General features: G+C 63.7%; 22 protein-coding genes. 8 read left to right on the top strand and 14 right to left on the bottom strand.

All coding sequences use genetic code 11. The features are described 5' to 3' along the window. Positions 1-76 precede the first annotated feature (76 nt). From AC1DW2_RS16675 to AC1DW2_RS16695, 5 genes are all read right to left on the bottom strand, one after another. Positions 77-1,165, bottom strand: coding sequence for a mandelate racemase/muconate lactonizing enzyme family protein (locus AC1DW2_RS16675; RefSeq protein WP_477006619.1), 1,089 nt, complete (start codon positions 1,163-1,165; stop codon positions 77-79). Between the two features lie 163 nt (positions 1,166-1,328). After that, on the bottom strand, positions 1,329-2,090 hold the full coding sequence (locus AC1DW2_RS16680) for an alpha/beta fold hydrolase (protein ID WP_354245901.1): 762 nt from the start codon (positions 2,088-2,090) through the stop codon (positions 1,329-1,331). A 90-nt stretch (positions 2,091-2,180) separates the two neighbouring features. Further along, positions 2,181-3,374: a M20/M25/M40 family metallo-hydrolase gene (locus tag AC1DW2_RS16685; protein ID WP_477006620.1), complete on the bottom strand. Its 1,194-nt coding sequence runs from the start codon at positions 3,372-3,374 to the stop codon at positions 2,181-2,183. 173 nt (positions 3,375-3,547) lie between these two features. After that, the gene (locus tag AC1DW2_RS16690) at positions 3,548-4,309 is read right to left on the bottom strand and encodes an outer membrane protein (protein WP_477006621.1); all 762 of its coding nucleotides are present in this window, start codon (positions 4,307-4,309) and stop codon (positions 3,548-3,550) included. A 258-nt stretch (positions 4,310-4,567) separates the two neighbouring features. Then, a complete protein-coding gene (locus AC1DW2_RS16695) occupies positions 4,568-5,812 on the bottom strand; it encodes an MFS transporter (protein WP_477006622.1) in 1,245 nt (414 codons plus the stop codon). Between the two features lie 58 nt (positions 5,813-5,870). On the opposite strand from AC1DW2_RS16695, the gene AC1DW2_RS16700 reads away from it, so the two are divergent. The 3 genes from AC1DW2_RS16700 (at position 5,871) to AC1DW2_RS16710 (ending at position 11,041) form a co-directional block, all read left to right on the top strand. After that, entirely contained in the window at positions 5,871-6,239 is a 369-nt protein-coding gene (locus AC1DW2_RS16700) for a hypothetical protein (RefSeq protein ID WP_477006623.1), read from the top strand. Positions 6,240-6,648: 409 nt separating this feature from the next. Beyond that, complete coding sequence (locus AC1DW2_RS16705) at positions 6,649-7,857, top strand: efflux RND transporter periplasmic adaptor subunit (RefSeq protein ID WP_477006624.1); 1,209 nt, start codon at positions 6,649-6,651, stop codon at positions 7,855-7,857. Between the two features lies 1 nt (position 7,858). Beyond that, positions 7,859-11,041 (top strand): efflux RND transporter permease subunit, encoded by a 3,183-nt coding sequence (locus AC1DW2_RS16710; RefSeq protein ID WP_477006625.1) that lies wholly within the window; start codon positions 7,859-7,861, stop codon positions 11,039-11,041. Between the two features lie 173 nt (positions 11,042-11,214). Here the strand turns inward: AC1DW2_RS16710 and AC1DW2_RS16715 are convergent, their stop codons facing one another. Beyond that, positions 11,215-11,922: a LysR substrate-binding domain-containing protein gene (locus tag AC1DW2_RS16715; protein WP_477006626.1), complete on the bottom strand. Its 708-nt coding sequence runs from the start codon at positions 11,920-11,922 to the stop codon at positions 11,215-11,217. A gap of 174 nt (positions 11,923-12,096) precedes the next feature. Between AC1DW2_RS16715 and AC1DW2_RS16720 the strand changes: the two genes are divergently transcribed. The 3 genes from AC1DW2_RS16720 to acuR all read left to right on the top strand — a co-directional run bounded on the left by AC1DW2_RS16720 (position 12,097) and on the right by acuR (position 15,089). Further along, entirely contained in the window at positions 12,097-12,615 is a 519-nt protein-coding gene (locus AC1DW2_RS16720; RefSeq protein WP_477006627.1) for a hypothetical protein, read from the top strand. Between the two features lie 28 nt (positions 12,616-12,643). Continuing rightward, a complete protein-coding gene (locus AC1DW2_RS16725) occupies positions 12,644-14,329 on the top strand; it encodes an alpha/beta hydrolase domain-containing protein (protein WP_135215063.1) in 1,686 nt (561 codons plus the stop codon). Positions 14,330-14,456: 127 nt separating this feature from the next. Next, the gene (acuR, locus tag AC1DW2_RS16730; RefSeq protein ID WP_085404513.1) at positions 14,457-15,089 is read left to right on the top strand and encodes an acrylate utilization transcriptional regulator AcuR; all 633 of its coding nucleotides are present in this window, start codon (positions 14,457-14,459) and stop codon (positions 15,087-15,089) included. 324 nt (positions 15,090-15,413) lie between these two features. On the opposite strand, the gene AC1DW2_RS16735 is transcribed toward acuR, so the two are convergent. Together AC1DW2_RS16735 and AC1DW2_RS16740 are read right to left on the bottom strand one after the other, a co-directional pair. Beyond that, positions 15,414-15,683 (bottom strand): HGGxSTG domain-containing protein, encoded by a 270-nt coding sequence (locus tag AC1DW2_RS16735; protein WP_085404512.1) that lies wholly within the window; start codon positions 15,681-15,683, stop codon positions 15,414-15,416. Further along, a complete protein-coding gene (locus AC1DW2_RS16740; RefSeq protein WP_208085308.1) occupies positions 15,680-16,351 on the bottom strand; it encodes a hypothetical protein in 672 nt (223 codons plus the stop codon). Before AC1DW2_RS16740 ends, AC1DW2_RS16735 begins: the two co-directional genes overlap by 4 nt. Before the next feature lie 422 nt (positions 16,352-16,773). On the opposite strand from AC1DW2_RS16740, the gene AC1DW2_RS16745 reads away from it, so the two are divergent. Continuing rightward, positions 16,774-17,748, top strand: coding sequence for a Bug family tripartite tricarboxylate transporter substrate binding protein (locus AC1DW2_RS16745; RefSeq protein WP_477006628.1), 975 nt, complete (start codon positions 16,774-16,776; stop codon positions 17,746-17,748). A 157-nt stretch (positions 17,749-17,905) separates the two neighbouring features. Here the strand turns inward: AC1DW2_RS16745 and AC1DW2_RS16750 are convergent, their stop codons facing one another. The 3 genes from AC1DW2_RS16750 to AC1DW2_RS16760 all read right to left on the bottom strand — a co-directional run bounded on the left by AC1DW2_RS16750 (position 17,906) and on the right by AC1DW2_RS16760 (position 20,461). Then, entirely contained in the window at positions 17,906-18,181 is a 276-nt protein-coding gene (locus AC1DW2_RS16750; protein WP_063984872.1) for a hypothetical protein, read from the bottom strand. Between the two features lie 79 nt (positions 18,182-18,260). Continuing rightward, positions 18,261-19,118 (bottom strand): VOC family protein, encoded by an 858-nt coding sequence (locus AC1DW2_RS16755; protein ID WP_477006629.1) that lies wholly within the window; start codon positions 19,116-19,118, stop codon positions 18,261-18,263. 152 nt (positions 19,119-19,270) lie between these two features. After that, positions 19,271-20,461: a urate hydroxylase PuuD gene (locus tag AC1DW2_RS16760; RefSeq protein WP_477006630.1), complete on the bottom strand. Its 1,191-nt coding sequence runs from the start codon at positions 20,459-20,461 to the stop codon at positions 19,271-19,273. A 236-nt stretch (positions 20,462-20,697) separates the two neighbouring features. Here AC1DW2_RS16760 and AC1DW2_RS16765 point away from each other — a divergent pair, with 236 nt between their 5' ends. Continuing rightward, the gene (locus AC1DW2_RS16765) at positions 20,698-22,038 is read left to right on the top strand and encodes a PQQ-dependent sugar dehydrogenase (RefSeq protein ID WP_477006631.1); all 1,341 of its coding nucleotides are present in this window, start codon (positions 20,698-20,700) and stop codon (positions 22,036-22,038) included. Between the two features lie 47 nt (positions 22,039-22,085). Here the strand turns inward: AC1DW2_RS16765 and AC1DW2_RS16770 are convergent, their stop codons facing one another. From AC1DW2_RS16770 to AC1DW2_RS16780, 3 genes are read right to left on the bottom strand one after another with little or no spacing between them, the layout of a single operon-like run. Next, positions 22,086-22,886, bottom strand: a complete 801-nt coding sequence (locus AC1DW2_RS16770; protein ID WP_477006632.1) for an SDR family NAD(P)-dependent oxidoreductase — start codon at positions 22,884-22,886, stop codon at positions 22,086-22,088. A 1-nt stretch (position 22,887) separates the two neighbouring features. After that, on the bottom strand, positions 22,888-23,442 hold the full coding sequence (locus tag AC1DW2_RS16775) for a carboxymuconolactone decarboxylase family protein (protein ID WP_477006633.1): 555 nt from the start codon (positions 23,440-23,442) through the stop codon (positions 22,888-22,890). An 11-nt stretch (positions 23,443-23,453) separates the two neighbouring features. Continuing rightward, complete coding sequence (locus AC1DW2_RS16780; protein ID WP_477006634.1) at positions 23,454-24,266, bottom strand: SDR family NAD(P)-dependent oxidoreductase; 813 nt, start codon at positions 24,264-24,266, stop codon at positions 23,454-23,456. Positions 24,267-24,318 lie beyond the last annotated feature (52 nt).

Genomic DNA, 24,318 nt, shown 5'->3' on the forward strand with positions numbered 1-24,318 from the left:
CGTCCGAAGGACGGCGTCGCTTCCGCTCGCCTATGACCCGGCCATCCACGTCTTGCTTCGGCCATGACGGATTGCCCTACGGCGAGAGCTTCGCCAGTCCTTTCCAGTCGAAGCTGATGCCATGGCCCGGCCGGTCCGGCGCCAGCGCCTTGCCGTCCTCGAGCACCAGCGGGTGCTCGATATACTTGTCCAGCCCGAAACCATGCGCTTCCAGATACGAGCGGTTCGGGCAGGCCGCGAGCAAATGCACCGTGACGTCGTGCGCGCCGTGGCTGGTGACCGGGAGATTGAACGCCTCCGCGAGCCGCGCGATCTTCATGAACGCACTCACGCCGCCGCAATTGGTGACGTCAGGCTCGGGATAGGATACCGCGCCGGCGACGATGTAGTTCTTGAACTCCCACAGCGAGCGCAAATTCTCGCCGGCCGCGATCGGCACGCCGCCGGCCTGCATGATGCGGGCATGGCCCGCGACGTCGTCGGGGATAACAGGCTCCTCGAGCCAGGTGAGGTCGTAGGGGACGAAGGCGCGGGCGGCGCGGATCGCGTCCTCGACCGTCCATTTCATATTGGCGTCCGCCATCAGCGGAAAGCCGTCGCCGAGATGTTTGCGCATGGCCGCGACGCGCGCGACGTCGGATTTGAGATCGGGCCGGCCGACCTTCATCTTGATAGCGCGAAAGCCCTTGGCGAGATTGCCGTCGGTCTGGGCGAGCAGCGCCTCGACGGAGAGATCGAGGTCGATGCCACCGGCATAGCAGGGCACGTGCGCATCGAAGCCGCCGAGCAGGCGGAACAGCGGCAATTTCGCGCGCCGCGCCTTCAGGTCCCACAACGCGATGTCGAGCGCGGACAGTGCCAGCACCGCCGGTCCGCCGCGCCCGCCATAATGCAGGCCCCACCAGACGTGATGCCAGATCGCTTCGGTGTCGTCGGCCTCGCGTCCTTCGACGAGCGGCGGGATCTCGCGTTTGAGGATGTCCGCAGTCGCCCCGCCATTGCGCCCGACCGTGTAGGTGTAGCCGACGCCTTCGGCGCCGTCGGCATCGCGGATGCGGCAGGTGATCAGCTCGAATGCCGCGATCTCGCCATGCGTTGAGTCGGACAGCGTGACGGGGAGCGGGATCCGGTAGAATCCGGCTTCGATATTTGCGACGCGTGCCATGCGGCCTCCCTGCTTTTCCTTGCAGGCTAGGCCGGCAGGCATCGGCGGGCAACCGCGGGCGATGCAGGGCAGTTCTGTAGGATGGGTAGAGCGAAGCGAAACCCATCATCTTCGTTACCGCGGCGATGGGTTTCGCTGCACTCTCCCCGTCCTGCGGACGACTTCATGCGAAGAAACGACGCAGCTCCGCCGCAACGCGAATCGGGTCGCCTTCGTTGTCTGCCGCGATGTGTCCGGCGCCCTTGAATTCAACGCGCGTCGCGTTCGGCAGGATCGCGGCGAGAGCATCGAGGGCGGTGGCGAGATAGCCCTGGCTCCGATCGCCGCCAAGCAGCAGCGTTTCCGTGCTCAAGCTCCTGAAGCGGTCAAGATCGCCGGCTTTCTCCGCAATCAGCTCGATGTCGTAGTGGACCGTGGGGATGAGCGTGGCCAGAGGCGGCCCGTTGCCAACGGCCGCGTTGGGACGGAGCCGCATCATCATGGCGAAGAACGATTTAAGGACAGGCGCAGGGAGCCTTGTCATGATCTCGTTGTCGCCGGTGCCTTTGAGCACGGCAACAAGGGCGCCCGGCAGATCCCCCTTCGCCAGGGCCGCCTCATAGCCAGCGGCCCAGTAGCGCGGCTGGACCCCGCCGAATTCGAGCGGCGGCTCGTAAAGCGTGAGGCGCGCGATCGCCGGATTGGCGAGCGCGGTGTGCATGGCAACCAAGGCCCCGGCGCTCAATGCAAACACATTTCGTGCGCCCGTCTCGGCGAGAAGCCGGCCGAGATCATCGATCTCGGTCGCCATGCAGTGGTCGGGCCGGAACGGTCCGCTCAGACCACGACCGCGGCGGTCCGGGATGAGAACGGTGAAGCGGTTGGCCAGCGCTGCGCCAAGGTCAGTAAAGCTCGCTGCGCTCTGCAGCGCGCCATGGAGCAGCACCAGTCCGGGGCCTGAGCCCAGTTGCCGATATCCAATGACGGTGCCGTCATTGGCGACAAATGATCTCTCTGAGCTCACGCGCGACGCGCCTCACCGCATCGTCGCGAGCTGCACGGCCAGCGCGCAGGCGCGGTCGTATTCGTCGAGGTTGATCCACTCGTCGATCGTGTGCGCCTCGTTCTGGCCGGCGCCGAAGGTCACGGTCGGAACGCCGTGGCGGACCATCCAGTTGGCATCGAGACCGCCATTGGCGGTGCGGACGTTCGGCGTGCCGCCGACCGCGGACACCGCCTCGACCGCGCGTTTGACGACGGGGAGATTGTCCTTCATGCGGAACGGAAAATAGTCGGTCTCGGCCTTGAACTTGACCTTGCCGGATTTGCCCTGCGCGTTCGTCACCTTCTTGGCGGCCTTCTCGAACGCGGCCTTGTAGGCCTTGGTGATCTCCTTGAAGAATTTGCCGTCGTGGCTGCGGCTCTCGCCGCGCACATGGACGTAGTCGGTGACGACATTGGTGGCATCGCCCGCCGGGCGGCCCTCGCCGCCGGTGACGGGGCCGACATTGCTGGTGCCTTGGCTCTTGCCCTTCACGACCTTGCCGAACCAGCCGCCGGACTTCACCTCGGCGAGCGCCAGCGCCATGATCATGGTCGAGGAGATGCCGCGCTCCGGTGCGACGCCGGCATGCGAGGCGCGGCCGAAGATCTCGACATTCCAGCGGTCCGCGCCGACGGCGCCGATGATGACGTTGGAGGCCGAGCCGCCGTCATAGTTGAAGGCCATCGCCGGCGAGCCGAGTTCGTCCAGCTTGACGTGGCGCGCGCCGTAGAGCCCGCTCTCCTCGCGCACGCAGAACAGCAGCGTGATCGGGGGATGATCGAGCTTCTGCTTGGCGAGCTCGGCGGCCAGCGTCACCAGCACGCCGCAGCCGCAGCGGTTGTCGCCGCCGAGTGCGGTCTTGGCCTCGTTGACGATCTTGCGGCCGGATTTCTTCGGCTTGGCGCCGGCACACAGCGGCACGGTGTCCATGTGGGTCATGAACATGATGCGCGGCTGGTTGTGCAGCGCGCCGCGGCCGGGCAGGTCGACGATGAGGTTGCCGGTCTCGGTCGGCACGGGAATGCGGGTGTTGGCGTCGTCGAGCCGGATCGCCTTCGCCGGCACGCCGCTCTCCTTTAGCGCGGCGGTGAGCTCACGCCCGATCGCCGCCTCCTGTCCGGTGACGCCCTCGACGGCGAGGAAGCGCATGAGGCGGTCGGTGGCGGCTTTGGTGTCGACAGGCATGAGATGGTCCTTTGATGCACGGTACGCGTCAGCATCCTTCGCTGCGCCGTGTTTCGCAAGGCCTCTCAGAGAGTCCGGTGAGTTTTCGGGCGGGGCAGGGACGACCGCATCAAAGCCACGGCGGCTGCTTGCGGCGGCGCGCCGAACACGACGCGCCGCCTTTGGCACAGCAATCAGTATCGCGCGACGAGCGGGGTGAGGGCAGAATTGAATCGCCAATTCACGCCCAGCATGACGGTTTGCATGTTCTGCCGGACGGTGGCCGGGAAGAAGGGAGTAGCACATCCGGGACTGCTGGTGCAGTTCAGGGTGTAGCCGTTCGTTCCAAAGTCGAAATAATTGTATTCGGCCTTCAACGACAGGTTTGGCAGCAGCGCATATTCGAGGCCGGCGCCGACGACGAATCCCGTCACATCGCGCGACCCCTTGAAATCAACCGAGAAGGCGGCGAAATCGGTCTGCGTCATCTGATGATTGAAGCGGGCGAAGGCGGCGCCGCCCTTGGCGTAAAACAGCACGCGATCGAAGGCGTAGCCGATGCGGCCGGTCGCGGTGGCGACGCGATCGAGCTGGGTCGTCAGCAGGAAGCCGGCGGCGCCGCCCGGAATCAGTGTCGTGCTGGTGTCCTTCATGTCGGCCCAATCGAACTGGCCTTCGAGGCCGACCACCAGGGAGCCGACCTGATAGTCGCAGCCGCCCTGCACACCGGCGAGCCAGCCGCTGTTGTGATTGGCGGTGAATGCTTGCCCGACGATGGGCTGCTGCTCGTTGACCCCGCGGCCGCCGCCGCCATTGCCGCCGACATAGCAACCGGTCCAGGAGAAGGCCGGGGCCGCGGGCGCCGCCTTGTACGGCATCGACACGTCCGCCGCCATGGCCGAGGTCAACGTCGAAACGGCCAGCGCAATGGCGCTGAAAAGGGTTTTGGTGGTCATGCGAGGATCTTCCTTCAACTAACGGCAATGGCGCCTGAGGCGCATCGTGCGTGTCGGCATCGCACAGGCCAGCGACTTCATCTGGTGAGTTGTCCGACTTCGCGATCCGGTCACAATATCCGGCGAGTCATGCGGCGGCTGTAACCACCGGGTCACAGTGGAAATAACGGCCACTGCAGGTTGCGACTTTTCACAGAGGCTGTCGCGACAGGAAGAATCGGGAGCATCCCCTGCGCCACGCTGTTGTACGAGGCTGCTTCACGCAGTGCGCGTATAGGCCAGGAAGATCAGCGCGCCCAGAAGTAGCGCCGCCGCCATGAACAGCAGCACCGCCGGCAGCCCCGCGAATGCCGCCACCGCGCCCGTCATCGACTGCATCAGGGCGGCGCCGAGGAAGAAGGCGAGGTTGATCGCCGCGAGCGCCTTGCCCGCGGTTTGCGCATCGACCAGCTGCCGCGACATGCCGAACAGCAGCGGCTGGGCGGAGGTCGCAAGGCCGATGAGCACGAACAGCACGAGGTCATATTGCGGCGGCATCACGGGCACGCCGAACAGGATCGAGACTGCATAATGCGGCGCCCCGAGCGCCATCAGCGCCAGCAGCAGCGCGCCGACCATATGCGTGCCCGCCACCAGCTCGCGGCGGCGACTGAGCCTGCGGTCGATCATGCCGATGCACAGGGGACCCGCAATCATCGCCAGCGTGAACGCGCCGAGCTGGTTGCCGGCCTCGACCCGCGTCAGTCCCTTGACCTCCATCAGCCAAGGTCCGCCCCACAGGCCGCGCAGCACCAGCGAGGTCGCGAGCGACACCAGCGCCAGCGCGATCAGGCCACGCAGGGGACGCGAGAGTCCGAGCCTGAGCACCTCGATCATCTGCGACAGCGGCGAGGACTCGTCCTTGTGCTCGGCCGGCTGCCTCGGCACCAGCAAGAACACCGCGAGCGCGACGAGGACGCCGCCGAGCGCGGAGATCCAGAATCCGGCGCGCCAGCCGTAATGATCGACCACGAAGGCGAGCGGGCTCGACGACAGCAGCATGCCGATATTGCCGATCGAGAGGATCGCGCCGGACCACAGCCCGAACCGCGCCGCCGACAATTGCTTGGCTGCCAGCGTCATCGGGCACATCAGCATGCCTGATGTCGCGATGCCGAGCATCACCTGCCCGACCGCAAAACTTTCCGGCCCCGTCGCGAATCCCGACGCGATGGCGCCGATCACGGTTCCCATAAGCAGACTCAGCGACACCGGCCGCACGCCGAAGCGATCCATCGCAGCGCCGACCGGAATCTGCGCGGCGGCAAAGGCAAAGGGATAGACCGAGGTGAGGCTCGCCAGCGCCTGCGGCTCCATGTGGAAATCCGCCGCCATCAGGTCGAGGCTGACGGCGGGAATCGTGCGCAGCAAGGTCGAGAGCATGTGCCCGCAGGCGAGCGCAAGCAGCGCAAAGATCAGCGCGCGGGTGCCATCTCCCGCGTTATCAGTGGCAACCGCACTCATCAGCGTCCCGTCCCGGCGAGGGTTTCGGCCGGGTTACACGATTGGCGGGACGGTGCCAATGGGGTCTTCCGGACCTTCGTTCCTCGTTGAAGGCAAGCCGGACATCGCTGACATCCGTGCGAACGCCGGTCGGCCGACACGCCTGCCGCTGAAACTGCGATTCGTCGTTACGCCGTCAGTTGATGACGAACGTTATTCAATTCCTGCATTCCGATTTATCGAAGCACAGGTTCGCTTGCTCGAGCCTGGAAAAGTCCTCCGTTGCAATGAATACGAGAAGCCCGAGCAGAACCATTGCCGCGATGTTGGAACGCATGCTGGGGCGGTTCTCGACAGTGGCGCGATGGTGTTCGAACTTCGAGAGGTCGAGCATGCGCAAGATGTTGCCGGACCGTGCATCATCAACCGGATCTCTGCCGCCTCCTGATCGCGTTCGAAAGGGTACGACATTTCCCCGGTGGTTCGGTTGATCAGCCTTCATCTCGCGCCTCGTTCCCATCAAGCAGCGCTTGCTGAATTTCAATGATGAGGCCTGACTTGAGGCGAGCGGTCCTGAAATTCGCGAGCGCTGGCGCAATTCAGCGTGATGCCGCGGTGACCTCCCACGTCTCTCCATTTCGTTTCTGTTTGTTTCTGCCTGTCCTTCGTTGGATGGCTTTGATCGAGCGACTGCGTCTTGCGGCGAGCGAACATGAAAATTTGTACAGATTTTCGCACGCGATCGTCATTTTGACGCTGGGATTTTGTCCGCGATACTTCCAATCCGAGGCGGCGGTTTCACCTGCAATCAGTCGGGTCACCCGTAGGCAGGTACAAACAGTTAGAGGGCCATCAATTTGTCAACGCGACCGAAGTTCAGCGTTGCGCTGTTTGGAATCCTTGCAATAGCCGCGGTGGCCTATGGCGCATGGTATGAGCTGCTCGGGGGCGTCAAGCCAGCCGCAGCGGCCGCCCAAAGCGCTGCCAGTCAGGCCGCGGCGAAGATTCCCGTCACCTCGTTCGTAGTGAAGAAGGCCGACTTTCCCGTGCGCGCCTACGGTCTCGGAGTCGTCTCGCCGTTCAAGACGGTGACGGTCAAGAGCCGCGTCGACGGTCAGATCACCAAGGTGTTCTTCAAACAGGGGCAGATGGTGAAGGAGGGCGATCCACTTCTGGAGATCGATCAACGCCCCTTTACCGCGGCTCTCGAGCAGGCGGTGGCGAAGAAGGCCCAGGACGAGGCCAATCTGAGGAACGACCGGTTGAACCTGGAGCGCTTTCAGAAGCTCGCGAAGCAGCAATTCGAGACCCAGCAAAATCTCGATACCCAGCAGGCGCTGGTCGATCAACTGACCGCGCAGGTGAAGGGTGACCAGGCTGCCATCGACAATGCGCAGACCAATCTCGGTTACACCTCGATCAAGGCGCCGATCAGCGGACGAACGGGTTTCCGGCTGGTCGACCCCGGCAACATCGTGCATGCCGCGGATACGACGGGGATCGTCACCATCGCCCAGCTGCAGCCGATCGCCGTGCAGTTCACGGAACCTGAAGAGCAATTGCAGGCCATCGACAAGGCCTTTGACGCCGGCGAGGTGCCCGTCGAGGCGCTGACCTCGGACGGAACCAGGACACTGTCGCAAGGCAGGCTCGTGGTCATGGACAATTCGGTGAACCAAGCCACCGGGACCATCAGCCTGAAAGCGCGCTTCGACAACAAGGACAACGCGCTGTGGCCCGGCCTGTCGGTCACCACGCGGATGCTGATCGATACGCGCAAGGACGTCGTCGTCGTGCCGCAGGATGGCGTGCAGCACGGGCCGTCCGGTCTGTTCGCCTACGTGATCGGCGACAACGGCAAGGTCAGCGCGAGGCCGATCAAGGTCAGCCAGAGTGGCGACGCGAATGCCGTGATCTCCGAAGGCCTGAACGTCGGAGACAGGATCGTGGTGGCCGGGCAGTCGCGCCTGTTCGATGGCGCGCTGGTCGACGACAAGCCGCAGGCCGCGCCGACGGCGGATGCGAGCGCCACTGCCACCCAGGTCAAGACCGGATCGGCTGACTGACATGGCTGGCGGTATCTCGGCTCCCTTCATTCGCCTCCCCATCGCGACGTCGCTGCTGATGGTCGGCATCGTCTTCGTCGGGATCATCGCCTACCCGCAATTGCCGGTGGCGCCGCTGCCGGAAGTCRACTTCCCCACCATCCAGGTCTCCGCCAACCTTCCCGGCGCGGATCCGGAAACGATGGCTTCTTCGGTGGCGCAACCGCTCGAATCGCAATTTGCGCTCATTCCCGGCGTCTCGGAGATGACGTCGCAGAGCCAGACCAGCTCGACCCAGATCGTTCTGCAGTTCGATCTCTCGCGCAACATCGATGGCGCCGGCTCCGACGTGCTCGCCGCCATCAATGCCGCGAGCGGGCAATTGCCCAAGAACATGCCGACCCCGCCGACCTACAGAAAGGTCAATCCGGCCGACTCACCCATTCTCACGCTCGGCGCCACATCGACGACGCTGCCGATGACGCAGGTGTCCGACGAGACCTACACCAAGCTCGCGCAGGCGATCAGCCATATCAGCGGTGTCGGCCAGGTCAGCGTCGGTGGACAGCAGGCGCCGTCGATCCGTGTCCAGATCGATCCCGCCAAGCTGGTCGCCAAGGGCCTGTCGCTGGAGGACGTGCGCACCCCGCTCTCGGTGATCACCGTCAACAATCCCAAGGGAACCCTCAACGGCGACACCCGCACCTACACCGTCTATGCCAACGACCAGTTCACCAAGGCCGATGCCTGGAACGACATCGTCATCGCCTATCGGAACGGCAGTCCCGTCCGTGTCGGCGACATCGGCCATGCCGTCAGTGCGCCGCTGGACAATACCCAATACGGCTGGGTTGACGGCAAGCCCGGCGTCTTCCTGGTCATCTTCAAGCAGCCGGGCGCCAACGTCATCGACACCGTCGACAGCGTCATGAAACAGCTTCCGCATCTGCAGGCCGGTATCTCGCCGGCCATCAAGGTCTCGGTGCTGTCGGACCGCACGCAGACGATCCGCGCGGCGGTGAAGGACGTGCAGTTCACGCTGCTGCTGACGATCGGCCTCGTCGTGATGGTGATCTTCGTCTTCCTGCGCAGCGTCTGGGCCACTATTATTCCGTCGATCACGGTGCCGCTTGCGTTGCTGGGCGCCTGCGCGCTGATGTGGATAGCCGGCTACAGCCTCGACAATCTGTCACTGATGGCTCTCACCATCGCGGTCGGCTTCGTGGTCGACGATGCAATCGTGATGCTGGAGAACATCACCCGCTACATCGAGGAGGGCGAGACGCCGATGGCCGCCGCGCTCAAGGGCGCCAGCGAAATCGGCTTCACGATCATCTCGATCTCCGTTTCGCTGATCGCGGTCTTGATTCCGCTATTGCTGATGAGCGGGATTATCGGCCGCCTGTTCCGCGAATTTTCGGTGACGCTCGCGATGACGATCGCCGTGTCGGCCCTGGTATCGCTGACGTTGACGCCGATGATGGCGTCGCGCTTCCTCAAATCGCACGACGAGGAGCATCACGGCAGGCTCTATATGCTCAGCGAGCGGATGTTCCAGGCCCTCGTGAACGGCTACGAGCGAGGCCTCGACCTCGTGCTGCGTTTCCGCTTCATCACCTTGATGGTGTTCTTCGCGACGATCGCGCTGACGGTCTATCTCTTCGTGATCATCCCCAAAGGGTTCTTTCCGCAGCAGGATACCGGGCTGATCACCGGAATCGTCGAAACGTCGCAGGACGTGTCGATCGCCGATATGGCGAAGCACATGCAGGAGATCGGCGCGATCGTGCTGAAGGATCCGGCGATCGACCACATGGCGATGCGGATGGGCGGAAGCGGCAATACGCTCAACGACGGCACGATGTACATTACGTTGAAGCCGCGGGATGAACGCACCGACTCGGCCGACCAGGTCATCCGTCGTCTGCAGGTCCAGACGGCGAAGGTCCAGGGCGCGCGGCTCTATCTCCAGTCGGCGCAGGACGTACGTGTCGGCGGCCGGGCGTCCCGGACGCAATTTCAGTTCACCCTGCAGTCGACCGACATGGACCAGCTCAACACATGGGCCCCGAAGCTGCTCGCGAAGATGAAGGAGATGCCCGAGCTTCGCGACGTCGCGTCCGACCAGCAGACGTCGGGCACGACGCTGACGCTGTCGATCGACCGCAACCAGGCCGCGCGTTTCGGGATCACGCCCGACGTGATCGACGCGACCCTGTATGACGCATTCGGGCAGCGGGAGATCGCGACATATTTCACCCAATTGTCCACCTACTATGTCGTCCTCGAGGTGCTGCCCTCGCTGCAGAAGAATCCGTCCACGCTGGAGCAGATCTACCTCCGTTCCCCGACGACGGGAGGCGAGGTGCCGCTGTCGGCGTTCACCAAGTGGACCACGGCTCCGGTCCGGCCTCTGGCCATCAACCATCAGGGCCAGTTTCCCGCGGTGACGGTCTCCTTCAACCTCGCGCCCAACGTCGCGCTCGGCCAGGCGACGCAGGCGATCGACGCGATGGAACAGCAGATGAACGTGCCGGCCGCGATCACCTCGACTTTCGCAGGCACGGCGAAGGCGTTCCAGGAGTCTCTCTCCTCCGTGCCTTTGCTAATCGTGGCGGCGCTGATCGTGGTCTATCTCATTCTCGGCGTGCTCTACGAGAGCTACATTCACCCCTTGACGATTCTGTCGACCCTGCCGTCGGCCGGTGTCGGCGCTCTGGCGACGCTCCTCATCTTCCATTTCGACTTCAGCCTGATCGGGTTGATCGGCCTCGTCCTGCTGATCGGCATCGTCAAGAAGAACGGCATCATGCTGGTCGACTTCGCGATCGCTGCGGAGCGGGATCAGGGCCTGTCGCCGGTTGAGGCCATTCGAAGGGCATGCCTGCTGCGCTTCCGTCCGATTCTGATGACCACGATGGCGGCGGTGCTCGGCGGCGTGCCGCTGATGCTCGGCCACGGCACCGGCTCGGAGCTGCGTCAACCGCTCGGCTACGCCATGGTCGGCGGTCTCTTGGTCAGCCAGGTCCTGACGCTCTTCACCACGCCGGTTGTCTATCTTTATCTGGACCGTGTCTCGCAATGGTTCAGTCCGAAACCACACGCAGGAAGCGATCCTCAGGAAGAGGACGTTGTCGACGACGGCGATCTGGACGTCGTCGAAAAGCTGGACCCGAAGAAATCAAGGGTCTTTGCGGCAGAATGACTGTTTGACATCCGCGCCGACGACGGCGAGCGCGGCGATCTGGCTCATGTATGCATGGCCAACGCGCGGCGGCTAACCATGCGCAAATTCGGACTGGTTGCACCTGATTTTCGTGATTGTCGGACCGTTTGACGATCAGCATTTCAGCTTCCGTCTGACAGTCTCCCCCTGCTTCACGCCACCGCCTGGGCAATGAAGTTGCGGACGATCTTCGAGGTCTCGCCACGCCGGAACGCCAGAGCCAAGCGCACGATTGGAGCGATCCCTTTGACCTCACGATTGGTGACGCCGGTTACATGAAGCTGGCGCATTGACGCCGGCACGAGCGAAAAGCCAAGCTCAGCTGCCACCAGGCTGACGACAGAGCTGATCTGCGGCGCGGACTGCCCGAGGGTCGGCTCGAAGCCCGCCCGCCGACAGGCCGCGATGACTGTGTCAACCCAGGCCGATCCGCGCGGTGTCAGAATGAGCGGATCCCCCTTCAGCCTGATAAGATCGATTTCAGTCGACTTCGCCACCGGATGGCTTGCGGGCAATACGACGAGCATCGGCTCGTTGGAGAGACGCCGAAACTGTAGATCGTCCTCGCCCTCATCGGGGCGCAGGAACACCGCGTCCCGCTCTCCTTCCCGAAGGCCCGCAAGGAGGCGGGATGTGCTTGCTTCCTCCAGCGTCAGATCCACATCGGGATAAGCTCGGCGAAACGATCGGATTGTCGAGGTAACAACGGGATTAAATGGTGCCGAGTTGGTAAAGCCCACCCGCAGCGAACCGATTTGACCCCGCGCAGCCCTCTGCGCGGCGCGAATGGAGCGCTCCGCCGGCCTTGTCCGACTAAGCGCTGTCAAAAAAGATTGATGGGCGAAATCGCTTGCAGCCAAGCCGAATACTAGACGATCGGTCTAATTTATGGCACCTCGGAAAAGCGCGGTGAAATCAGCTTTGGTTGGGGCTCGGTCGCTACCGAGCGCTGACTGGTTGATGAGGGAATCTTCAACAAACATCGTCCGACCATATCTTCATGGTTGGGTGGATTTCAGCATGAGAGGTCACGCATGCTTCGCAGTATCGCGCTTGGAATGATGATCACTCTCGCAATGGCTCTAACCGCGCCGGTGGCCATTGCGCAGCAAAAGCACCACGTCAGCTATGATACGCCGGCAACTCAGACGGTATACACCCAACAACACGTCATCGACGTTGGCGACATTCCGGGACATCAAGCTCGGCTTTTCGAAATTCGGCGGACCTATGGTGACGATGCCCCCCTTATCAACGGATCGAGGTTGAAGGAGCAGTGGACACGCGGCATGTCGGACTACATCGACAACAACGGTCCGGCTCTCATCTACAACGTTTGGATACTGGAGAACGGGGAGAAGTTTTTTGTCAGGACATCTCTGGTCGCTCAAAGCAGTGGAGATGGGAAACTTACGAACATGACATCGGGCGTCATTACCGGTGGCACGGGTAGCCTCGCCAGAATGCGTGGCATCATCAGCAGTCATGGCCCGTCCGAGCCGAAGGCCGGCACCAATGCAAATCAGACGGACATCGACTATTGGATGGAGTGAGAAGGCCTTCGCCATAGGCGATGGACCGGTGAAAAAGTTGCCGGTCCATCATGTCCGTTCTGATACGGCGTGTCGTGATCAAAAAATGCTCGAAACCAGCCGCTATCCCCTATGGAGAATTCTCATGCCGCACCGTCGAAACGGGCGAATTGTGATGTTCTTGTTTTGCTTGTTCAGCCTGATCTCTACGGCGCGGCCAGTGAGCGCAGAAGTTACCCGGATCGAGTTCACGTCGAAGCAGCCTTACGGCACATTTCGCGCCGGCGACTATGTGATCTGGCAGGGCAAGATCCGCGGCGACCTATCGCCGCAAGAAGCCATCCCTGGGATCAACAAGGCGCCGCGCAATGAACGCGGGCGCGTCGACTACGCGGCGAAGGTCATTCTCATGATGCCGGCGGCTCCGCGCGGGGAAAACGGCGCGTTGCTGGTAGACGTACCCAACCGCGGGCAAGTCTGGGCCGAGGCGATCTACAACTCGCCACGCGACGTGCGCTTTCTCCCGGGCACGCTGGAGCAGGGCACCGGCTTTCTTCAAGACCATGGTTTCGCGGTTGCGGAGGTATTTTGGGAGCTTGGACAGAGTGCGGACCTGCCTTCGTTCGCTGACGCCGATGGCAAGACACGGTTCGTCGAGGGAGTGGGCTTTGCGATCGTCCGCGATGCCGCGGATTTCTTCGCGCATGCAGCTTCTGACAAGGGTGGAACGCCCAACCCGCTCAAGGGAGCGATCAACCGCGTGCTCGCGAGCGGCAGGTCGCAGGATGGACGATTCCTGAAGACCTTTCTCCTGAACGGCTTCAACATGATGGGCAACCGGCGCGTCTTCGACGGAATGCATGTGTTCGTCTCGGCCGCTGGCCTTCTACCGATCCTGCAGACGGGCCTTGGACCAATGTCGAGCGCCGAGGGGGCTCCAACATTCGACAACCCGGATTTTCCCGGCGTGAATGACGGACCGCTCACGATCGGGGAGATCACGGCCAAGGTCGAGGCGCGCGGCGAGGTGCCTCCGAGGATGATACTCGTGAGCTCCACCACGGACTACTATTCGCTGCGCGCTTCGCTTGGCCGCACGGGCGCGTCCGGAACCGCGGATCAGCCACTGCCCGCCAATGTGCGGATGTACGATATCGCGGGAGGCCCGCATATACCCGCCCCCAAGGCACCGGCCTGCACACTGACGCCAGGCCGCCTCGATTGGTCGCCGCTGTCGCGGGCCCTCCTGCTGCACCTTGATGCCTGGGTAAGCCGCGGCACCAAGCCGCCCGCCAGCGAGCTGATGTCGCTTGAAGCCGCGGGCGGCGAGCCACCTGCGCTGCGCGCCCCGACTCGGCTTTCCGCCGCAGTGATACAAGTGCCAAAGCGCGATCAGGACGGCAATGCGCTCGGCGGCGTGCGGCTGCCGGATGTCGCGGTGCCGACCGGCACCAATGGCGCCCAGAACCAGCCGCAGACATTCACCTGCATGCTGATCGGGTCCTTCTCGCCATTCGCAGCGACGAAAGCGGAACGAGAGCGTACCGGTGACGCCCGCCCGTCGATCGAAGAGCGCTATCACGGCCGCGACGATTACGTGAACCGGATCCGGATCGCCGCCCAGGATCTGCTAGCGCGTGGGTTTCTGCTGCCGGAAGACGCGGCAGTGATCGTTCAGGAAGCCGCGTCGACTAACCTGTTCGCGCCCGCACCAACGAATGCCGAGCCACGTTGAGTGAGCCAAGCCGGAGCCTAGGCCTACCACCGAACTGGTGGATGGAGTGAGAGGGTTTCCGCCACCTGCAGAACGCCGCATCACGGGCAGTTTGCTTCTTCTAGACGATCGGTCTATTACGATTTGCATGAGCAAGACGCTGCCTCGCCGCCGTCGCGGGCGACCTCCTAAGGAACTTGCCGGCACCAGCGCGACCCGTGACGCGCTTGTCCGTGCAGGTGTCGTTATGCTGACGGAGAAGGGCTATTCCGCGACGGGGATCGAGGAAGTCTTGCGGAGCGTCGACGTGCCAAAGGGGTCGTTCTACCACTACTTTCCGAGCAAAGAGGCATTTGGAGCGGAGCTGATCGACAGCTACGCTGGCTACTTTTCGCGAAAGCTCGACAGCTTCTTCCTGAACGAGCAGCATTCCCCGCTCGAAAGGCTCAGAAGTTTTACCGACGATGCTACGTCCGCCATGAAGCGCTTCCGTTATGCGCGAGGCTGTTTGGTGGGCAATCTTGGGCAGGAGATGAGCGTACTTCCACAATCATTTCGCCAGCAGCTGTTCGATGTGTTCATCGACTGGCAGCAGCGCACTGCCAAGTGCTTGAGAGCTGCCCAGGCTACTGGTGCAATCTCTTCCAACCAAGATTGCGACTGGCTTGCCGAGTTCTTCTGGATCGGTTGGGAGGGCGCGGTTCTTCGCGCCAAACTCGAACGCCGTTCCGAACCGCTTCATTCCTTCTCGAAGGGCTTTTTCAAGCTCCTCGGTGAATGAGTCGTTTTTCGTGTAGATGGCCGGAGGCACAATCCACCACACTATCTCCGCGCTATCATTTCAACCGACTTGATCAGCCGCTCGCGCTCGGCCGCGAGAGCCTGCCGATCTAGAGCATCCCGTTGAGCTGATCGATCTCATGCTCGTGGCAAACGGCGCTAAGGTTGCGATTCTTGGTTTTGCAAGTGCATCCCCGAGTTGATCTGAATAAATGTCGCCTTCTGGCCCATCGCGACCTCTTGCCTTGCCGCACGAACCTGGTCGCTATTGGGGCAACGCAGACGTAGCCTTCGCATCACGCCGCGGGGTTTATGGGCACACGGCCTAGCCCAGCTCCTGCAGCAGCTTCCGCGTCTCGCCCAGCAACGCCCGTATCGCCCTTCGTTCTGCGATCCGGTCCTGCGTGAATAGCCCATGCTTCCGCGCATTTTGATTTCCCTTCGGTGCGCCTGATCTCGCGGCGCTGCCATGCATGCGGCAGCGGGTCTTGCCGTGCACCGCCGGCGCGAGGCAGGCGCTGCCGCTGCGTGTCCTGGCGCCGCAGCGTGGACTCGCCAGCATCGCAGCCATGTTGCGGGGGTGATCGCCGCTCATGCGGTGGCACCTTGTGCGGCATCGACCAGTTCATGTTCGCCTTCGCCGGCTTCGTGAGGCGAGACCGATCCTGCTCCCATCGGCGTGTCCGCGACGCTTTGCTCCGTTACGATCATGCCCGTGTGCTGGACGGGGTGGCTCGCGATGGCTCCTGCGCCATCCTGCACCGTCAGACTCTCCACCGTGATCGCCCGCTCGCCATTGTTGCGGTACCGGTTGAGCGCCTCGACCTGGGCCGGAAAGATTCGCGCCAGCTTGGCGAGCGCGCGTGAGGCGCTGTCCTGCCGCGGGATGTCGTCAGCGAAGGCGAGGCGATGGGCGCAGCGCATCGCCAGGACGTGAATGGAGACCATCTGTGCCGCCAGCATGGCCTCGATGGAGTCCCTCGGCGCGATGCTCTTCATCATCGAGATCATGAAGGCGAGATTGGCCTCGTCCGGCTTCTGCGCAGTCACGCTGGCCTTCACCAATTGCTTCAGGATGCCTTGCAACGCGTCACGGTCGACGGCACCGAGCGCGTCGGCTAGCAGCCGTTCGCCGGTTCTCGGGTCGGGATGATCGATGGCAATGCGCCGCCTGTAGAGTTTGACGCGCGGGCTCGCAGCCGGGTCGCTGCGATCGTTTGCCGCAACCGGCGGCGTGGTGTGGCGATCGGGGGATGTCGTCATGTGTCGTGTCCTTTACCGGCGCAGGTGCGCGAACGACCGCTCGCGTGCTGCGCGCGGCTACGAATTTTGAGATGTCGATGAGAGGCTTGCGCGCGATCGCGGCGAGGCGGCCGTGGAGCGGGCGGCGTGGACGCTGGCGATTGTTGCGATGATGCCATCATGCCGGTGTTTTGCCCGACGTGTCAAATTGCATTTCGTGGTATCCGAAGGTGCTTGTCCTGCGCAAGTCCTTGTCCTGACCGGGGCCGGCTACTGTGCATGGGGTTGTTTTCGCATTTTTTGTTTGGATGCGGCTCTCGCGTGCCGCGCGACGGAATGCCGGCGTGCAAACGCGATTGCGAAATCCGGCGCGGCCGCTAATCATGATCTCCAGAGGCGCCGCACCATGCAAAAGCGGCAGCGCGGGTCCGGGGAGAGAACGAATGCAACGAACGCTTCGCCTGCTGGCGATTGTCGCCGGATTGTGCGTGACGACCGAGGCTCTCGCGCAGAAATATCCGACGCGTCCGGTCAAGATCATGGTCGGCTTCAGCGCGGGCGGCCCGGTCGATGTGGTCGCGCGCATCGTCGGCGACCGGCTGAGCAACAAGCTCGGCCAGCCCTTCGTGGTCGAGAACCGTGCCGGCGCCAACGGCATGATCGCAGCCGAGGGCGTGGCCCGCGCGGACGCGGACGGCTACACCATCCTCGCCTGCAACTCGTCCACCATCACGCTCAACAAGACGCTGTTCAAGGACGCCCGCTACGATCCGCAAGGGGACTTTGCGCCGCTCACCACCGTCATCTCGGCGCCGCTCGTTCTGGTGGTCAATCCCGAAAATCCCAAGACGGCCAACATCAACACCGTCGCCGATCTGGTCGCGGCGGCGAAGGCCGCGCCCGGCGCGCTCGCTTACGGCTCAGGCGGCAACGGCAACCTCGCCCATCTCGCCATGGAGCTGCTCAGCCAGAAGGCCGGCATCAAGCTGATCCACGTGCCCTATCGCGGCGGCGCGGCATCCGAGGTCGGCATCCTCGCGCAGGAGGTCCTGGCGGTGTTCGATCCCTTGTCCGCCGTCCCGCTGGTGAAGGCCGGCAAGCTGCGCGCGCTCGCGGTGTCATCGGCCGAGCGGCTGCCGGCGCTGCCTGACGTGCCGACCGTCGCGGAGGCCGGCTATCCCGGCTTCGATATCTCGTTCTGGGTCGGCTTCTTCATGCCGAAGGCCGTGCCCGCGCCGATCCGCGAGACGCTGCACCGTGAGATCGTCGCCGCCGCCAGGGATCCGGCGGTGCAGGAGCGCCTGGAGTCGCAAGGCGTCGTCAGCGTGCTCAGCCCGGCCGACTACGCCGCGAAGATCGCCAAGGAGACGACGGATCTTGCCGAGGTCGTCGCGGCCGCGAACATCAAGGCGGAGTAGGGGGCGTCACGCGAGAGGATCTGCTTGCGGTAGCGGATCAGGGCTCGCTCGATGCGAGGCGCACGGCGCGGGCCTTCGCGCCGGTCGTCTTCCTCGATGCGCCGACGGAATCCTCATTAAAGTAGCAGGGAAAACCGGCCGCGAAGCGGGCTTCGAGCTAGTCCTTGGGAAAGTCTTTGCGCATCGCGATCTCGGCGGCGTCGCCGGGCGACAGCACGGTCTGCTCGAACGCCGCTTGCGGCTTCGTCATGATGTCGTAGAGCGAGATGCCCTTGATCGGCTTGTCCATGAGCACGCGAACGCAGTCGGCGAGCGTGCCGTTGTAGACGAGATAAGGCGGACCCCGGTCCTTCTGTCTCTCGCCTTTCAGCGACGGCCACTTCTTCAGTTCGGCCGGCGCGTCGTAGGCGATCGGCGATTCCTCTTTGAACATGCGCTTGGCCTCGGGCGGCGTGAAAAGCCCGAAAAGCCTAGGCTTGCCCGGTAAACGCTTGTTAAAGAATTAGTTCAAATCAGCCGGCAACGAAGGCGAGCAGGGTGCCGTTGGCCTTGGCCGGCGGTACCACGATTGCGGTCCCGCTTCGTACCGCGGCCGGACCCAGCGCCTTCTCGGTCGCCGCGAGATCGCCGCTGACCAGGACCAAGGCGGCGCCACCGCGCGCGGAAAGACCGGTGAGCGGCACGCCGGGATAGCGTCTGCCGAGCTGGTCCAGCGTCAGATAGACGAAGTCGGCGCGGTCGCCGCCGGACGGCACGGCGACGGCACCGTCGGCTTCCGCCTTCGGTTCGCGGTCGATCAGGCGGCCGAGATGCGCCGCATCCTGCGCGGGCTCGGACGTTGCGATCAGCGTCTGCTTGATCCGCTTCGTCGCATTGGCGTGCTTCATCAATTCAGGAATCCACACCGTCTCGCGGGTCTTGTGCTGGCAGGCGAAGATGCGCACGCCGCCGGGCGCCTCAGCGGTCGGCCACATGAAGGTACGGAATTTTGCCGCCGAGATCGTGCCATCGGGCAGCGTCACCGGCCGTTCGAAATCGGTCGGGCCGATCGGCGTCAGGCCGCGCGCACGGATCTCCTCGGCGCCGGCCGCGCTATCGACCGCTGTGAAGGCGATGCGCTCGATGCCCTCGCCGTGCCTGTCGACGAAGGCGCGGGCCGGTGCGTTGTGCTCGGTCGCCGCCAGCACGCCGAGCAGCTCCATATAGTCGGGGTCGAACATGATGGTGTAGTTGCCGGTGCCCATATGCGCGCTGTGGGTGCCGCGCGGCGACAGGGTGAAACCGAGCTGCCTGTAGTTTTCGGCGGCCTTGTCGAGGTCCCGAACCATGACCACGGCGTGGTCGATACCGATGATGTTCTTGAGGGCCACTGTTCTTTCCCCGCAGCAAATGCAAACTTGGATATGGACCGCGCCAGCGGCCGCTGGCCCTGTCTACGCCGGATAGGCGATCAAGTCATTTTCAAATCGGGGCTGGATGCGGAATTTCATTTCGCGAAATGCGGTATCGACGCGTGATGGCGTCACTGCGCCTGCTCGATATAGGCGGCGAGAATGGCGCGCTCCTCGCTGGTCATGTCGGTGATGTTGCCCGGCGGCATCGCATTGGACCACGCCGCCACGCGGCCGATCAGGCGGATGTTGCGATGGATGTGCTCGGGCGCGTCGAGCAAGATGCCCTTGGGCGCGGTCACGATGCCGGCCCAGACCGGCTCGGCCGCGTGGCACATGCTGCAACGGGACATCACGATCTCCTCGACATTGGCGCGCGTCGGCTGTGCCGACAGCGCGCCCGTCCTGATCTCGCGTGGGCCTGCGGCGGAGAGCAGGAGGATCGCGATCACGCCCAACGCGGCGACACCCCACACCCACCACGGCGATTTGCGCCCCGCGTGCCGCTCGTTGAAGAAGTGGCGGATCACGGGGCCGAGCGCCAGAATGATCGCGACGATGATCCAGTTGAAGCGCGTCGCGTAGAGCAGAGGATAGTGATTGCTGATCATCAGCACGACGACGGGCAGGGTCAGGTAGTTGTTGTGAACCGAGCGCTCCTTGCTGGCCTTGCCGAGCTTCGGATCGGGCACCTGGCCCGCGATCAGGCTGGCCACGATCTTCTTCTGGTTCGGGATGATCAATGCGAACACGTTGGCGACCATGATGGTGCCGATGATCGCCCCGATCTGGTTGAAGGCGCCGCGACCGCTCAGGACGTGGGTGAAGGCGTAAGTGAGCGCGACCAGGAACAGATAGCCGCCGATGGCAAAGGGCAGCTCGCGCTGCGCAAGCCCGGTGCGGCAGGCCGCCTCATAGAGCAGCCATGCCAGCGCGAGGCTGCAGAAGCTGAACAGCCCGGCCTGGATCGGTGAGAGGTCGAGAATCGACTTGTCGACCAGGAACAGGTCGGCATCGAGATAGTACACCACCACCATCAGCGCGAAGCCGGACAGCCAGGTGGTGTAGGCCTCCCATTTGAACCAGGTCAGCTCCTCCGGCATCTGGCTCGGAGCCACCAGATATTTCATGATCCGGTAGAAGCCGCCGCCATGGACCTGCCAGGCTTCGCCCTGCACGCCGTCCGGCAGGTCAGTCTTCGGCTTCAGGCTGAGATCAAGGGCGATGAAGTAGAAGGAACTGCCGATCCAGGCGATCGCCGCGACCACGTGCAGCCAGCGCAGCAGCAGGCTCGCCCATTCCGATATGATGGATCCCCACATGATCACCCCATCAATTGCGACCTGGATGCCGCAGCTTTGATGACCGCAACCGGCGGTCGCGCCCTTACAATGTGTCGCACCGATCTGCCGCATTTTCCAGTACGATGGGCTCCGGCTGATGCACATCGTGCGGGCATGAGCTGACGTGGGATTCGGCAGGTGGTTAAACTGCCGCAGAACATTTGCGGATCTATAAGCGTCGACGTTCAGGACGCGCAGGCTGGGAGGAAGACGACGTGAAAAGCAGGATTTCGTCCGCAGCAACGGCTGCGGGATTGCTGGTCGCGGTTGCTGCCAGCGCGCAGGCAGAGCCGGTTCTGCAAGGCAAGGACGCCTATGGCGATTGGCAGGCCGACAAGCCCGGCACGGTCAGGTTGATCCGGCCACAGGATCTCGTCAGGCCCGGCGCGACACGGTCGGTTGCGAGCACCGCGCGTGTGGCGTCGCGACCGCCGGAGGCCACGCCACGTGTGCCGGCGGGTTTCAAGATCGAGCTGTTCGCCGAAGGCTTGCGCGCGCCGCGCATTGTGAGGGTCGCGCCGAACGGCGATGTCTTCGTCGCGGAGACGCGGGCCGACGCCATCCGCGTGCTGCGCGCCGGGGATGGCGGCAAGGCCGCGACCAACGAGGTGTTTGCCAGCGGATTGAGACGGCCGTTCGGCATCGCCTTCTTTCCGAACGGCGACAATCCGCAATGGGTCTATATCGCCAACACCGACAGCGTCGTCCGGTTTCCCTATCAGGCCGGCGATCTCAAGGCGCGCGGCAGGGCGGAGACGATCGTGGCAAGCCTGCCGCAGGACGGCAGCCATTCCACCCGCGACATCGTCTTCACGCCCGACAACAAGCGCATGCTGATCTCGGTCGGCTCGCTCAGCAACGTCGCCGAGGGCATGGGGACGCCGCCGGGCGGATTGGATGGCTGGTCGAAGACGCAGCCGCTCGGCGCGGCCTGGGCCAGTGAGCTCGAGCGCGCCACCGTGATGGCCTTCACGCCTGACGGCAAGGACCGGAAGATTTATGCCACCGGCATCCGCAATTGCGTCGGTCTTGCGATCGAGCCGCAGAGCGGGCTGCCCTGGTGCTCGACCAATGAGCGCGACGGGCTCGGCGACGATCTCGTGCCCGATTACGTCACCAGCGTGAAGGAGGGCGCGTTCTACGGCTGGCCGTGGTTCTATATCGGCGGCAACGAAGATCCGCGTCACGCCGGCGCGCGGCCGGATCTCAAGGACAAGGTGACGGTGCCCGACGTGCTGATCCAGCCGCACTCGGCTTCGCTCGGCATGACTTTCTATCAGGGCACGCAGTTTCCGTCCGACTATCAAGGCGATGCCTTCGCCGCTGAGCACGGCTCCTGGAACCGCTCCAAGCGCACCGGCTACAAGGTGATCCGTATCAGGATGAAGGACGGCAAGCCCACCGGCGAGTACGAGGATTTCGTCACGGGGTTTGTCGTGAGTGACACGGAGGTCTGGGGAAGGCCGGTTGGTGTCGCCGTGGCGAAGGATGGATCGCTGCTGGTGTCGGAGGACGGCAATGGCACCATCTGGCGGGCGACGCGCGCACCGCAGTGACGCTGTTTCCCTCCCCCCTCCAGGGGAGGGTAAGCAGCGCGCTCGACCTACCCCCGTCTCACACTCGCGCCGCCATCCACCGGCAGCGTCACGCCCGTGATGAAATTCGCCTCGTCCGACGCCAGAAACAGCGCTGCGTTCGCGACGTCCCAGCCGGTGCCCATCTTCTTGCGCAGTGGCACCTTGCTGTCGCGCTCGGCTTCGACTTCAGCGCGGGTCTTGGACCATTCGCGGGCGCGGGTGTCGACAGCCATCGGCGTGTTCATCAGGCCGGGCAGGATGACGTTGGCACGGATGCCGTATTCGGCGTTCTGGTAGGCGAGCTGCTCGGTGAAGGCGATCATGGCCGACTTCGTCGCCTTGTAGGCGACGTAAGGATAGGTCGTGATCGCGGCCATCGAGGAGATGTTGATGATGACGCCGCTTCTTTGCGCGCGCATGATCGGGATCACTTCCTTCGCGGCGAGAATGCAGCTCTTCAGGTTGATGGCGACGACACGGTCGAACGCCTCCTCGGTGATTTGAAGCAGCTCGGCATCGCCACCGGACAGGCTAACGCCGACATTGTTGTGCAGCACGTCGATGCGGCCCCAGCGCGCCTGCGCATCCGCGACCATCGCCTTGATGTCCGCGGATTTGGTCACGTCGGCCTTGAAGGCCGCGGCGGTGCCTTGCTCCGCTGCGATCAGATCGACGGTTTCCTGCGCCGATTCCAGGTGATGGTCGACGCACAGCACCTTCGCGCCCTCGCGCGCGAAGGTCAGCGCGGTGGCGCGGCCATTGCCCATGCCTTCGCCGGGGCTCTGGCCGGCGCCGACGACGATCGCGACCTTGTCCTTCAAGCGCATGTCACTTCACTCCCGGGATCGGGTACTGCTGGAGTACCTCTTTGTAATACGGTTCGTTGTCGATCTTCATGGTGGCGAGCACCCGCACCACACCACAATAGAAGGCGATGGTGAGTACGAGGTCGACCATGTGCTCGTCGGAGAGATCTCTCTTGATCTCTGCGAAGGTCGCGTCCGACATCGCGAGCTCGCGCACCATCTCGCGGGCGCCTTTCAGGATCGCTTTTGCCAGCGGCTCCAGCTTCGACGGCGTGCCCTCGGTCTCCGCCATCAGGCCTGCGATGTCCTCGTCTGTGACGCCGAACTCCTTGCCGATCTTCACATGGTGGGTGAATTCGTATTCCGATTTCTCCATCCAGCCGACCTGGAGGATCGCGAGCTCCCGCAACCGCGGGTCGAGCTTGCTTTTGAAGCGAATATAGCTGCCGATGCCGTTGAAGGCGCGCGCCATCTCCGGCGAGTTGACCAGCAGCTTGTGCAGGTTCGTGTTGCGCTTGAGCATGTCGCGATATTCGGGCGCGACCTGGTCGGCCTCGAGATAGGGTAGGCGGGCCATCCGTGTTCCTTTCAGTGTTCCTGTGATTCACGTTCCGGCGCTTGCAGCGTCACGCCGCCGTCGACCACCAGCACCTGGCCGGTGATGTAGCGTGCAAAGTTGCTGAGCAGGAATTTGACGGCGTGGCCGACATCCCAGCCGGTGCCTTCGGTCTTCAGCAGCGAGGCCCTGGCGCGGTTGGCGCGGGCCCGCTCGCTCATGCCGCGGGCATAGACCATCGGCGTGTACATCGGTCCGGGGCAGATGCAGTTGACGCGGATGTTGTCGCGGCCGTGATCGACAGCCATGGCGCGCGTCAGACCGATGATGGCGGCCTTCGATGTCGTGTAGGTCGTGAGCCCACGCGGCCTGAGGGCCGAGATCGAGGAGATATTGACGATCGCGCCGCCCTTGGCGGTCTTGATCATCGCGGGGATCGCGTGCTTGGAGAGCAGGAACATGGTCTCGACGTTGACCTGCATGACGCGGCGATACTGCTCGGGAGTCTCGTCGACCACGCTGCCACGGCTGCCGATGCCGACGTTGTTGTCGAGGAAATCGAGCCGGCCCCAGCGGTCGAGCGCGGCCTCGACCAGTGTCTTGCAATCGGCTTCGCTGGTGATGTCGCCGCCATGCGCTGATGCCGTGCCGCCCTCGGCCATGATCATCTCCACGGTGCGCTCGGCGAGCTTGAGATCGCGATCGGCCACCAGCACTTTTGCGCCGGCGCGGGCCAGCAGAATTGCTGCAGCGCGGCCGTTGCCGATGCCGTCGCCAGCGGCGCCACCGCCGCTGATCAGCGCCACCTTGCCGGCGAGGCCGGCATCGTCCTCGGGGCCCTGCATGTCGTTTCATCCCAATTATTTTCGTGCAGATTAGCAATCGCCCTGACAGGAG

Source organism: Bradyrhizobium sp. P3_C3, assembly GCF_056402655.1.